Raw genomic sequence first — 13,038 nt, 5'->3', positions numbered from 1 at the left:
TGTTAGGTACTTATTCAATTGTTGTTTACATCAACAGCAACGGAACTATTTTCCCGTCATTTACATCGATCAACCCCAGATCCGTCAGCTTCAAGGCTGGACTGACCGGTAAGGAATGCGTGCTGATCGACATGATCGGGTTGTAGTGATCGTAACCGAGCGACTCCATGGCACGGCGAAGTTGTTCGACTTCCTTTGCAGTTTTTTCCAATGGTTTCTCTGTCAAAATGCCTCCGACCGGCAAATGAAGGCTCGCGATCACCTTGCCATCCTCGACCACGTAAAAGCCGCCCTGGTTGCGGATGACTTCGTTGGCTGCGACCATCATATCGTGCGGATTGTGTCCGACAACCAAGAGATTGTGGTTGTCATGCGAATAGCTGGTGGCTACCGCCCCTCGCTTGATCGTATCTCCGCTGATCAAGCCATAGCCGCGGTTACCGTTTTTGCCATAGCGTTCAAAGACGGCGATCAAGCCGTACGGGCTCTCCTCCCACAAGAGTTGTCTTTCGCGCACCTCAGCGATTCCACGGTGATCCTCTGTAAAAGTAGAACCGTTTTGAACGAGCATGACCCGACATGGATAACGATTGTCCGGCACATCTACTGTGACGTGGAAGTCTTGCTCTGTAAGTGGCGATAGCTTGATGCTCTCATAAAAGTGCGCAGGAAACTGCTTTTCTTTGACCACTTGTCGGTACTCTTCCTTGACGTCGTAAGCTTTCTTCCCATTTTTATAGACGCGTTCGATCTTGAGTTCATGCAGATCAGACACCAACAGGAAATCCGCTATTTTACCAGGAGCAATCGCCCCTCGATCCGTCATGTTCATACGTCTGGCTGGGGTAAATGTACTCGCGTAGATCGCGCGCTCTGGTTGCATGCCCATTTGAATGGCTTTTTTCACGATATGGTTCAAATGTCCACGATTGACCAAAGAATCGGTCATCACATCATCCGTCACAAAACAAAAATGCTCAGAAACATCTTCCTTTACAAAAAAGTCCATGACTTCATCCGTCATCGATTTTTCTTGAATCTCCAGAAACATGCCGGCTGCAATTCTCGCTTCCATGCCCTCACGCGTCTGGTGCGTATGATCGGAGTCCACTCCCGCATAAATGACGCGATGCAGGTCCAAATCAAGCAATTTCGGGACGTGCCCCTCGATGACGAGCTTCGGATACGTCTTGCGGATATGCTCCAGGATACGATTCGTCTTGCAGTCAGGGTCCTTGATGATATCTACGTAATTCATGATTTCGCCGAGGCAAATAATCTCTTCAGAACGCAAGAGCTCGTCCATGTCTGCAATCTCGACAGACCCACCTGTCGTTTCCATCGAGGTAGCCGGTACGGAGCTCGGGATCGCGTACAGCATATCAACGACACAATCACGGCTCGCACGAATCATCTCTTTGATCCCTTCGATTCCGAACACATTGGCCATCTCATGCGGCTCCGGTACGATCGTCGTCACTCCGTTTTGAATCAAACCAAAGGAAAATGTCTCAGGCGTCACCATCGTGCTCTCAATATGCAAGTGAATATCGACCAGACCAGGAATCATGTAGCGGCCCTGTCCGTCCACGATCTCGGCAGCTTCAAATGTTTCCGTACTCCGCTCCCCAATATAGTAGAATCGTCCATCCAAAACAGCGACGTTTCCGTTGATGAACTTTTTAAAATAGCTATTAAACACTTGGACGTCTTGAATCAACAAATCGACCTTCACGAAAATAACCTCCTGTCTTTAGTCCACGAGTATCACTTTGTCTTTTGGAAACAGCAGATTGACGTTCAGGCCAGTCTTGTACGGCGTCTCCATTTCCTGATTGACCGTGAAGTCGCCCAACTCTGTTTCCACGACATATTGATAGCTGCGTCCCAAAAACGTGCTTACCTTTACCGTCCCGCGCAGACGGTTCATTCCCGACTCGGTGCTCTCTTCTGTCGTCACGAGGAGGTCATCTGGTCGCATTGCGCATTTTTTGCCGGATGGATTCGCCGTGCCCGGATTTTTGGACGCGGTAAAATGGTGGTCACCGACACGCAGGCCAATTTCTCCGTTCTGCTCGGTGCGCTCTGCAAAGTCGATGAAGTTGGTAAAACCGATAAAGCTAGCGATAAACTCCGTCTTCGGATATTTGAAAATCGTGGCTGGATCGTCGAGCTGCTCGATCACACCCTTGTTCATGATCGCCACCTGATCCGAGATGGAGAAGCACTCCTCCTGGTCATGCGATACGTACACAGTCGTAATTCCCAGCTCCTGCTGAATGCGACGGATTTCTACGCGCATGTTGATCCGCAGGTTGGCATCGAGGTTACTGAGCGGCTCATCGAACAGCAGCAGGTCAGGCTGAATCACCAGTGCCCGAGCAATCGCCACGCGCTGTCTTTGACCACCGGACAACTCCTTCGGGAAACGCTTTTCATAGCCGCCGAGACTCACGACTTCGAGAATTTGCTGCACCCGGGTCTTTACCTCTGTTTCATTGACCTTGCGCAGGCGCAAACCGAATGCCACGTTATCGAAAACAGAAAGGTGTGGAAACAGCGCATAGCTCTGAAACACAAACCCGAAGTTGCGCTTGTTGACCGGAACGCGCGTATAATCTTTTCCGTCAAACATGAAACGGCCATCTTTTGCTTCCAGAAAACCTGCAATCAGTCGGAGTGTCGTCGTCTTTCCGCAACCGCTCGGACCGAGCAAAGAGATGAGCTGTCCTTTTTCGATATTGAGATTGAAGTTTTGCAAAATATATTGATTGTCATAGGCAACCGATACGTTTTCCAGCGTGAGCAATGCCATGAGTTGATGCCTCCGTTATCGTTTTGTAAAGTAGGAAAGCCCCATCAGACGTTCAATGATGAACATGAGAATAGCCGTAAGAATCATGAGCAGCACGGAAATCGCGGCGATCGTTGGATCGAAGTTGTTTTCTACGTACGTCAGCATCTGGATCGGCAGCGTGCTTACCCCTGGTCCTGTCATGAAAACAGAGATATCTACGTTGTTGAACGACTCCAGAAAAGCGATCAGAATCGCAGCAATAATCCCGGAGCGAATATTCGGCAAGACGACTTTGAAAAAGGTTTCGAGACGACCTGCCCCAAGGCTTAAAGCTGCTTCTTCAATGGCGAAGTCAAAGTTGGACAAGGAAGATGCAATGACGCGAATGATAAACGGAAGCATCAGCACCGTATGACCGACGAGAAGTCCCGCATAAATCGGCAAATTGTACACGACAATGACGTATTTCAGCATGGCAAAGCCCATCACGATACCCGGAATCAGGACAGGTGAGATGAAAATGCCATTCAAAATGCCCTTGCCACGAAAATCAAAGCGACTGAGCGCATAGGCTGCTGGAATCCCCAACAAGAGCGCCAAGAGATTCCCCAGCAAGGAAACGAACATCGACGTCTTGAATGTAGTCATGAACATTTCTACATTGAAAATGTTTTCGTACCACCGCCAGGAAAAGCCCTCCGGCGGAAACTTCAAGACGCTCCCCGGCTCAAACGACGTAAAAGAAATGATAATGAGCGGCCCTAGCAAAAACAGAAAGACGAGAGAGGTAAACAGGGCCAACCCGCGATTTTTCTCCTGCATAGCTTCTACCCCTTCGGATTTAATTTCGTCGCCAGCTTGTTCATGAAATAGATGACGACAAATGTAATGACAATCATGATCGTGGCAATGACGGATGCCAAATGCCAGTCATTGAGCGTAATCGCATTTTGATACAGGAACGTGGAGATGACCCGCTGTTTTCCACCTAGCAGGGCAGGCGTGGTGTAGGCGGTCAAGCTTCCGACAAACACTAGAATGCTACCAATGATGAGTCCGGGTACACTAAGTGGCACAATGACCTTCCAGAAGGCAGTCAACTTGGAAGCACCCAAACTTTCCGCCGCCTTCAGCAAATCTGGATCGATGTTTTCCATCACCCCTACCAGCGTAATAATGATCAGCGGCAGGAACAGATGAATCAAACCAATCATCATCGCAGTCGGCGTATATAATATTTCCAACGGCTTATCGATGAGCCCGATTGCAAGCAGCGAGCTGTTCAATAAGCCCTTTTTTCCGAGAATAATCATCCAAGAGAACGACCGCACGACAGAGCTAGTCAGCAAAGGAAAAATCGCCAATGCCAGCAAGATACCCTTTTTGCGTGGGCCCAGCTTGGAAATGTAGTACGCGGCAGGAAAACCAATCAGAACACACGCAATCGTCGTGACCAGACTGACCTGTAGCGTTGTCAGCATAATTTTCAGGAAGTACGCGTCGGTAAGAAATTGCAGATAGCCTTGAATCGTAAAGCTACCATCTTGATAAAGGGTGGATGCAATCGTCATCACGATTGGAATGACCATGAACAGCGTCAAAAACAGCACACCCGGCAACAGCAATAAATAAAGACCCGTTTTTCTCATCTGATTAACTCCTGTTCACGGTATCGTCAGGCTTTCAATGCGCCGATAAAACGCGCAAAGAACGCATCTGCATCTACGTCCAGACAGACGTTTATGTTCGGTTCTTTTTTCAGGCGGTTTTGAAAGTCGCAAACCGTTTGCCCATCACACAGCTCACTTCTCGTTTCGATATCTACATACAGCTTCTGCGTCTTCACCAGCTTGGGATCGAGTGCGACTGCGACAGCCAATGGATCATGCATGGCGCACGCATAGACGCCATTTCGCCCGAAATAGCGATGGAGGTAATCAGACGTACTCTGTCTTACGTACTCGCCCATCGGTGTATCTCCTAGCTCGCGAATATGTTCCTCGTTCAGCAGCACTCTTCGCGTCACATCCAGTCCAACCAGCGTCAATTGTGGGAATCCGGCATGAAACACAACCTTCGCTGCCTCTGGATCGACGTACATGTTATACTCCGCAACCGGCGTCACATTGCCATGCTCGCGGACCACTCCACCCATGAAAATGACTTCCTTGACGTGCTGGACAAGCTCTGGGCATTTTTTGACTGCCAGTGCCAAATTGGTCAGCGGCCCCGTCATGATCAGTGTAATCTCTCCGGAATGCGCGAGTACGTTTTCCACGATGAAATCAGGAGCAAAGCCAGCAGTCGGTTCCTTGTAAATCGGAACTCCGGCAAGGGCACCTCCCAAGCCATCTTCACCATGTACAGCGTGCTCGAAAAACAACGGCCGCAGCAGAGGTTCAGATGCTCCACAGACAACAGGGATTTGCTCGCCGACTTGTAAGAAATCGAGAATTTTGCATGTGTTTTCTGTGGCTTTTCGTAGCGACACGTTGCCATTCACCGTAGTGATGCCAACCAGATCAAATTGCCCGCTCTTCACAGCGAGAATAATGCCAAGTGCATCATCAATGCCCGTATCCACGTCAAGAATGATCTTTTGCACGAGTGGTCCTCCTCACGTTCATTCCTAATAAGAAAACTTCTATCGAAGCCTATTCAACGTGGAGCGACCGCGTTTTAGCGGAATGTTTTCATGCGCTCCGGAATTTATTTTATAAATTCCTATACGTTGAAAAACGAGGGTATATCCGAAATTGTCTATACCCTCGCCCTTTGTTTTTCTATCGTTCGTTATTGCGTGATTTCACGATTCCAACGGTCAATCCATGCTTTGGAGTGCTCGTTAACGAATTTCATGTCCAGCATACGCAGCTTGCTTACGGTTTCTTCCCCGTACGTTACGCCTTTTGCTTCTTCTTCTGTCAGTTGAACAGACTTGTTTACAGGGGAATCGATTTTTGCTTTTGCTGTTTTTTCCTGAACTTCCTTGCTCAGCTGGTAGTTGATGAATTCTTCAGCCAGTGCTTTGTTTTTCGAGCCTTTTACGATGTTAACCGTATTCATGACCGCATATCCGCCGCTTGCAGGTTGTACGAAAACAGCTTCTGGAACAGCGGCTTTGATGTCTTTGAAGTACATTTCCATGATCGGTCCTACGCCGATTTCTTCTTGACCAAACATGTTCACGTATTCGGAAGTCTTATCGTAGAACTTCACTACACTTTGGTTGACTTCTTTCATTTTCGCGAAGGCTTGATCCTCGTTAAATTCCTTGCTGCCCGCGACCGCAGAAGCACTGTCGAGAACCATCGGGCCAGTTGTGGACGTAATGCTTGGCAGTGTCAGCTTGCCCGTCAGCTCTGGGTTCCACAGGTCTTTCCAATCCTTGATCTCTGTTTTCACGAGCTTTGGATTGTAGGCAATCCCGAATTGACCAATCGTGTAAGCTGGACCGTACTCCTCGCCCAGTGGTGCTTTGGCGATGTCGTAGATTTGATCCATGTTCGGGATGCGGCTGCGGTCGATTTTTTCAAATGCGCCACTCTCAATCCCTTGCTGTGCATAGTAGTCAGAGAGGTAGATCAAGTCTACATCGGAGCTTCCTTGGCGAATTTTGTTCAGACGCTCTGCGTTGTTCCCGATTTCCAGGACAATTTTCACGTTATGTTCTTTTTCAAACGGCTCATATACTTCTTTGCGGAAAAAGTCTTCGGAAAAGCCCCATGTGGAGATGACCAGCTTTTGTGGCTCACCCTTGGCTTCGCCGCCAGCTCCTCCCGCTTGTGGTTGATCATTGCTGCCACAGCCAGCGAGAGCCAGTGACATCATAGAAAAAGACAGGATTCCAGCAAGTAATTTTTTCATCGTAATTCTCCTCCAGTTGGGTTCATTTGATGACAAAATATGGTGATACAATAAAAAGAAAAGTACCCTTGATTAGAACGTATCATTCTAAACAAGAGCACTTTTCTTCGTAAACAAAGAGAAGTGACACCCGTTTTTACGCAAAGTCTACGGTCTCCCCTTAAGATAGATCAAAAGAGAAAATCCGAACGATTGCGTCAGGTATTCAGTTCTGATTCAGCTAAAATAACATTTGTGATCGCCCACTGTGTAGGCGCATCATAGTCCCGCAGCACGGCTTCCAACGGCAACCCCATCTCTTCTTCCAATCGCTCTCGCAGTCTCTTCTTATAAAGAAGGGACATCCGAAAATCGACTTCGAGCTTGAGGGCCGGTGCTTCTCCTTCCAACGCTTGTGAGCGCGGAGAGCGGCGATGCTTGGCTTGGAACGTAATCATCTGATTTTCAATCGTGACTCGGAGCAGAGTCGTTCCAAATCCGAACAACTCTTTTGCTATCTCATTATAGATGGCAGACAGCTTTTTTCTGGTTTCATTGGAGTCCACTAGAGTCATGTCATCACCTGCGATAGCTGGTATCGGGTTCATTCGCTCTCATTATACAAATGATTTTCCGATTCTTCAATAGAATATTCGTATTTAGATCAATTTCACATTTTTCCACCAAGTCATTCGTTTGCAAAAACAGTTGACACCTAAAAAATCAGTCGTTATAATCCAACTATCCAAATAAGAATTAACAACAATGTTTGGAATGATAATTTCATAGCACATTCTCTTATGAAGAGAGGTTGAGGGACTGGCCCTACGACACCTCGGCAACCTATCGCAAACGATACGGTGCCAAATCCAGCGGAATTTATTCCGACAGATAAGAGAGGTATTGTTGCAGTGTGGATACATACTCGCAGTTTTCGCCTCTTCTGTCGGAAGAGGCTTTTTCTATTCCATCTTACATCCAGAGAAAAGGGGTATTTTCATGAAAAAGACTGGTCTACTGCTCACTGCACTACTGCTCGCTGCATCGCTCGTAACGGCTTGCGGCGGTAAACAAGAAGCTGCACCTGCTAACGGCGGCACTGCTGCTGAACAAACCTCACTCAAGGTAGGCGTCACTGGCGGCCCGCACGAAGAGATTCTCAACAAAGTAAAAGAAGTCGCAAAAGGCAAAGGGCTCGACGTCGAAGTCGTCGTTTTCAACGATTACGTACAGCCGAACCAAGCTCTCGATAAAGGAAATCTCGATGTAAACAGCTTCCAAACCATCCCGTTCTTGGCGAAGTTCAATCAAGATCACAAAACAAAGATCGTCGAGGTCGGAAAAACCGTGACGTACCCGATGGGTCTGTACTCCACCAAGCATAAAAAAGTCGAGGACATCCCTGCTGGCGGCGTTGTCGGCATTCAAAACGACCCGACCAACCGAGCACGTGCCCTGCTGCTCTATCAGGCAGCTGGTTTGATTAAGCTCAAAGATGGCGTGGGTGACAACGCAACACCACTGGACATCGTAGAAAATCCAAAAAATTTGCAATTCAAAGAGCTGGAGGCTGCTTTCCTGGCACGCTCGCTGAAGAACGTAGAAGTCGCTTCGATTAATACGAACTTCGCAATGGAAGCTGGCTACTCCCCGCAAAAAGATGCAATCTTCGCTGAGACGGCTGACTCTCCCTATGTAAACATTTTGGCAGTCAACGAAACCAACAAAAACAACCCTGCTGTCAAAAAGCTGGTGGACATCTACCGCTCGGAAGAAGTAAAAAAATTCATCGACGAACGTTTTGAAGGAGCTGTACTGCCGTCCTGGTAAGATCGACGCCAGGAACATCAAGAACAACAAGGAGAACTCGTTATGATACAGCTAACCGATATTCATAAGTCGTATCAAGTAGGAAACAAGCAGGTAGAAGCATTGAAGGGCGTATCCCTGCAGGTGGAAAAAGGGCAAATCTACGGGGTTATCGGCTTTAGCGGAGCGGGGAAAAGTACCCTGCTCCGTACCATCAACCTGTTGGAGAAGCCGACTAGCGGTTCTGTGATCGTCAATGGCCAGAACATGCTGACCCTCAAGGAAAAAGAACTGCGGCAAGCTCGCAAAAAGATCGGGATTATTTTTCAACACTTCAACCTGCTCTCTTCCTATAATGTCTTTGACAATGTCGCGGAAATCTTGCGGATGAATCGCGTCCCCAAAGATGTCATTAAGCGCAAGGTAGAAGACCTTCTCGGCTTGGTTGGCTTGTCTGATAAAGCAAACGCTTATCCTTCTCAGCTATCCGGTGGACAAAAGCAACGGGTGGGCATCGCTCGTGCGCTTGCGACTGATCCGGAAATCCTGCTCTGTGACGAAGCGACTTCCGCTCTCGACCCGCAGACGACCGAATCGATTCTGGAGCTGTTGCTCGACATCAATCGAAAGTTTAACCTGACCATCGTGCTGATTACGCATGAAATGCAGGTCATCAAAAAAATCTGCGACCAGGTAGCCATCATGGAAAATGGCGTCGTCATCGAGCAAGGCTCTGTTCTGGATGTTTTCAGCAATCCGCAAGAGCAAACGACCCGTAATTTTATCAAAACGGTTTTCGACGATCAGGTACCACAGGAGATTTTGTCCAAGATAAAAGAAACCGGACCCGTTTCCAAAATTGTTCGCGTTGCCTTTCGCGGTGATGCCGCTCTCGATCCTGTTCTCGGTACCTTGTCCGCACGTTTTCCGATCAGTACGAATCTGTTGTACGGCTCGATTACAACCATTAAGGGAACGGCGCTTGGCATTTTGCTTTTGCACATTTCTGGTGAAGATCAGGCCATTCAGGATGGCATTCGCTACTTGCGCGAATCCGTCTACCGCGTAGATATTGTGTCACCAGAGGAGGTGCGGAGCTAATGGAGCGTCTGATTGAAATGATTCCGGTATTCGGGCAATCTCTGCAAGAGACTGTCATCATGGTTGGAATTTCGTTGTTCATTGCGACGTTGATCGGGATTCCGCTCGGGATTTTATTGGTCATCACACAGGCGAATCACCTTTTCCCGAACAGAATCATCTATCACACCCTGAATACGATCATCAACATTGTGCGTTCGTTGCCTTTTATTATCCTGATGGTTGCGATCATTCCTTTTACGGAGTTGATCGTGGGTACTTCGATTGGGATTGAAGGAGCAATTGTGCCGCTCATCGTCTATACCTCGCCTTACATCTCACGCCTGATGGAAACGGCCCTGCATGACGTAGATCGTGGCGTTATCGAAGCGTATCAGGCGATGGGCGCATCCCGGACGCAGATTATTTTTCGAATCATGCTGCGCGAAGCACGGCCTGGCATCGTCCTATGCCTGACAATCGCAACCATCGGTTTGATTGGGGCTACTGCTATGGCTGGGGCAGTCGGTGCCGGCGGACTCGGCGATCTCGCCTTGCGCTACGGCTACCAGCAATGGGACATCGAAGTCATGATCATTACCGTCATTATCCTCGTCGTCTTGGTCCAGCTCATTCAATCGTTGGGTAACTGGGCAGCCCGAAAACTGAAAAAGAGTGCGTAAATCGAAGAACCCCTGACGAGATCGCTTGTCAGGGGCTTTTTTGTAGGTATTTAGACCGATCGTCACTGAAAGTTCGTTGGAATTCCGCTCGATATTCATGTAAACTTATATATACAAGTCATTTAAATGAGAGGGGCTACTCAAATAACATGAAAAAACTCATCATGATGTTGGTTGCCGTAATGCTCGTACTCGCTCCAGCCGGAGGATTCATTGATCATGCCGACGCGAAAGGCTATAAGTCCGGGAAAAAATCTTTCAATTCTAATACGGCTCCTACGAACACGCAAACGCCTAACAAAGCAGATACGAATGTAAATGCTTCAACAAATAAAGGTACAACAACAACTCCTGCTGCTACAGCAAGCAAAAGCGGCGGATTCATGAAAGGTCTCATGATTGGTGGTCTGGCCGGTTTGCTGTTCGGATCCCTGTTCGGTGACATGGGTATCCTGGGCTCCATCCTTGGCTTCATGATCAACCTGATGGCGATCCTCGCTGTGATTATCCTGATCCGCAAAGTGATCGTCTACTTCAAAAACAAGCGTGAGAAAGAACAGGAACTGAACGCATGGAAAAGATAACATTTTCCGAACAAGATATCATTAATGCGATCTGTATTCACGCAGCTTACAAAAAACAATTGCAGCCACAAGACATCTCCGTCGAGCTGATGTGGGACGAAGAATATGGCTTCTCTGCTGAAGTACACTGGATGGAGCGCCAGCAAGTCTTCATCGAGATGAATATGATTGAAGCGATTCGCTACTACCTGGAGACCCAGATGCAGCGCAACCCTTATTCTGCCGGTATCGAGCTGGTATTGGACGACGAACAAGGGATTATCGCTCATATCACCTACTAACACTGGATAATCATTTGTTAACCCAAGGCCAATTTGTTCACGCATGTGAGCAGGTTGGCTTTTTACATATTGAATTTGACCTCGTTCCGTTATATACTTTAACTTAGTGAAAATGATTATCATTACTACATTTACTTATACAGGTACATATTTTGTTTAAAAAGGAGTTGGCCCATTGTGGAGCGCTTATACACGCAAAAGCTGGACATCGGATACGGTGAGCTTTCCATTGTCAAAGACTTGAACATCAGCATTCCTTCTGGAAAAATCACTGCCCTGGTCGGTGCAAATGGTTCTGGTAAATCGACGATCCTCAAAACTCTCGCCCGGATTATGAAACCAACCGGCGGACAAGTATTTTTGGACGGAAAATCGATCCACCAGCAATCGACCAAGGAAGTCGCCAAGCAACTGGCGATTTTGCCGCAAAACCCAACCGCACCCGATGGCTTGACCGTGTCTGAGCTCGTTACGTATGGCCGCTTCCCCCATCAAAAAGGCTTCGGCTCTTTGACCAAGGAAGACAAGGAGATCGTAAACTGGGCTATCTCCATGACCGGCATGGTCGATTTCCATGATCGTCCGGTTGACCAGCTATCCGGTGGTCAGCGCCAGCGCGCCTGGATTGCGATGGCACTGGCGCAAGGAACAGACATCCTGTTCCTGGATGAGCCTACGACATTCCTGGATATGGCTCACCAGCTGGAGGTTCTCAAGCTTCTGCAAAAGCTGAATGACGAAGAAAATCGTACGATCGTCATGGTCGTCCACGATCTGAACCATGCAACCCGTTATGCACAGCACATGGTTGCAATCTCTCGCGGTACCGTTGTCGCTGAGGGAAGCCCTGTTGAAGTCATGACGCCTGAGATGCTGCGTAAGGTATTCAACATCGAAGCAGACATCCTGATTGATCCTCGCACGGGTGTACCGCTCTGCCTCCCTTATGAGCTGTCTCATGCTGTGGATCAAAAGCAACCAAACGAAAACAAGACCCAACCTGTTTACACGGAAGAGCGCAAGCTGGTTGGAGCCAGATAATTGTTAGAATCCGCTAGCAAAAAGCCGGTTTTCACCATGTTTTACGGTGTAACCGGCTTTTTGCTATACCTACTGTTTATCTCTTTTCGTTACAAGGGATTAGAAAACCTTACAGTTAGTCACAATCCCGACATACATATACCCCATATACGTATGTTAGTATTTGTTTGCAAGAAAAATATCCCATTTCAAAGGAGAGATCATCATGAAGGTTGCCATCTTGCTTTTCGACGGCATCACCGCATTAGATGCAATTGGTCCATACGATGTATTCGCTGCTACGCTGAAATGTGAAGTGAAGTTTGTCGCTAAGAAAAAGGGGTTAATCAAGCTTGACTCCAATATGGGTTATTTACATGCCGATTACAGTTTTTCTGAAGTTACTTCCGCTGATATTCTTGTTGTTCCCGGTTGCAGTCCGCCCAATTATAAAACCCCTATGAATGACGAAGAAACCCTACAGTGGATTCGCCACATACATGAAACAACGAAATGGACTACGTCTGTTTGCAATGGCTCTCTGATCTTGAGCGCCGCAGGCTTGTTACAAGGAGCCGTAGCCACCACTCATTGGGGTTCCTTCGAACTACTCCAATCTCTTGGAACCACTCCAACAGAGGAAAGAGTCGTTCGTCAGGGCAAAATCGTTACAGCGGCCGGCGTTTCCTCTGGTATCGACATGGCACTCCAATTAGTTGCATGGGAATTGGGAGAAGATATGAGTAAAGGAGTCCAGTTGATTTTGGAATACGATCCCCAGCCGCCGTTTGACTCGGGTTCACCAAAGAAGGCACCTGCTTTATTGGTAGAACAAATAAGAGGGATGTTACAGGAGTTTGCAAAACGGGAGCCCCGGGTATAAATCAGCACGCTCTAAAAAATGAAAAGGCGACAGCCAAGGGAATGTCTTACTCCCT

At 47.9% G+C, this 13,038-nt stretch carries 14 protein-coding genes and 1 riboswitch; of the genes, 7 read left to right on the top strand and 7 right to left on the bottom strand.

What is annotated here, in order from left to right; translation table 11 throughout:
• Positions 1-25 precede the first annotated feature (25 nt).
• From ACM6JA_RS30420 to ACM6JA_RS30390, 7 genes are all read right to left on the bottom strand, one after another.
• Positions 26-1,735 (bottom strand): adenine deaminase, encoded by a 1,710-nt coding sequence (locus tag ACM6JA_RS30420; protein ID WP_414855407.1) that lies wholly within the window; start codon positions 1,733-1,735, stop codon positions 26-28.
• A gap of 18 nt (positions 1,736-1,753) precedes the next feature.
• The gene (locus ACM6JA_RS30415; protein ID WP_414855406.1) at positions 1,754-2,815 is read right to left on the bottom strand and encodes an ABC transporter ATP-binding protein; all 1,062 of its coding nucleotides are present in this window, start codon (positions 2,813-2,815) and stop codon (positions 1,754-1,756) included.
• Between the two features lie 15 nt (positions 2,816-2,830).
• Positions 2,831-3,619, bottom strand: coding sequence for an ABC transporter permease (locus ACM6JA_RS30410; protein WP_017252586.1), 789 nt, complete (start codon positions 3,617-3,619; stop codon positions 2,831-2,833).
• A gap of 5 nt (positions 3,620-3,624) precedes the next feature.
• Positions 3,625-4,446: an ABC transporter permease gene (locus tag ACM6JA_RS30405; RefSeq protein ID WP_414855405.1), complete on the bottom strand. Its 822-nt coding sequence runs from the start codon at positions 4,444-4,446 to the stop codon at positions 3,625-3,627.
• A gap of 26 nt (positions 4,447-4,472) precedes the next feature.
• Positions 4,473-5,402 (bottom strand): nucleoside hydrolase, encoded by a 930-nt coding sequence (locus ACM6JA_RS30400; RefSeq protein WP_007724618.1) that lies wholly within the window; start codon positions 5,400-5,402, stop codon positions 4,473-4,475.
• Between the two features lie 188 nt (positions 5,403-5,590).
• Positions 5,591-6,664 (bottom strand): ABC transporter substrate-binding protein, encoded by a 1,074-nt coding sequence (locus ACM6JA_RS30395; protein ID WP_414855404.1) that lies wholly within the window; start codon positions 6,662-6,664, stop codon positions 5,591-5,593.
• Between the two features lie 197 nt (positions 6,665-6,861).
• On the bottom strand, positions 6,862-7,218 hold the full coding sequence (locus ACM6JA_RS30390; RefSeq protein WP_015893853.1) for a hypothetical protein: 357 nt from the start codon (positions 7,216-7,218) through the stop codon (positions 6,862-6,864).
• A 220-nt stretch (positions 7,219-7,438) separates the two neighbouring features.
• A riboswitch (SAM riboswitch) is annotated at positions 7,439-7,541 on the top strand.
• A gap of 101 nt (positions 7,542-7,642) precedes the next feature.
• Here ACM6JA_RS30390 and ACM6JA_RS30385 point away from each other — a divergent pair.
• The 7 genes from ACM6JA_RS30385 (at position 7,643) to ACM6JA_RS30355 (ending at position 12,983) form a co-directional block, all read left to right on the top strand.
• Complete coding sequence (locus ACM6JA_RS30385; protein WP_414855403.1) at positions 7,643-8,473, top strand: MetQ/NlpA family ABC transporter substrate-binding protein; 831 nt, start codon at positions 7,643-7,645, stop codon at positions 8,471-8,473.
• A gap of 42 nt (positions 8,474-8,515) precedes the next feature.
• Positions 8,516-9,553, top strand: coding sequence for a methionine ABC transporter ATP-binding protein (locus ACM6JA_RS30380; protein WP_007724631.1), 1,038 nt, complete (start codon positions 8,516-8,518; stop codon positions 9,551-9,553).
• Positions 9,553-10,215: a methionine ABC transporter permease gene (locus ACM6JA_RS30375; RefSeq protein WP_414855402.1), complete on the top strand. Its 663-nt coding sequence runs from the start codon at positions 9,553-9,555 to the stop codon at positions 10,213-10,215. Before ACM6JA_RS30380 ends, ACM6JA_RS30375 begins: the two co-directional genes overlap by 1 nt.
• Positions 10,216-10,364: 149 nt before the next feature.
• Positions 10,365-10,799 (top strand): hypothetical protein, encoded by a 435-nt coding sequence (locus tag ACM6JA_RS30370; protein WP_007724637.1) that lies wholly within the window; start codon positions 10,365-10,367, stop codon positions 10,797-10,799.
• The gene (locus ACM6JA_RS30365) at positions 10,787-11,080 is read left to right on the top strand and encodes a YxcD family protein (protein ID WP_414855401.1); all 294 of its coding nucleotides are present in this window, start codon (positions 10,787-10,789) and stop codon (positions 11,078-11,080) included. Before ACM6JA_RS30370 ends, ACM6JA_RS30365 begins: the two co-directional genes overlap by 13 nt.
• 177 nt (positions 11,081-11,257) lie before the next feature.
• Positions 11,258-12,121 carry an ABC transporter ATP-binding protein gene (locus ACM6JA_RS30360; RefSeq protein WP_414855400.1) on the top strand — a complete coding sequence of 288 codons (864 nt, stop codon included), beginning with the start codon at positions 11,258-11,260 and terminating at the stop codon, positions 12,119-12,121.
• Positions 12,122-12,326: 205 nt separating this feature from the next.
• Positions 12,327-12,983 (top strand): DJ-1/PfpI family protein, encoded by a 657-nt coding sequence (locus ACM6JA_RS30355; protein WP_173619899.1) that lies wholly within the window; start codon positions 12,327-12,329, stop codon positions 12,981-12,983.
• Positions 12,984-13,038 lie beyond the last annotated feature (55 nt).

Origin of the sequence: Brevibacillus sp. IT-7CA2, from assembly GCF_949767855.1 — a bacterium.
Lineage (GTDB): Bacteria > Bacillota > Bacilli > Brevibacillales > Brevibacillaceae > Brevibacillus.
The sequence above is the reverse complement of the archived record's forward strand: the minus strand, read 5'-3'. Positions and strand labels throughout refer to the sequence as shown.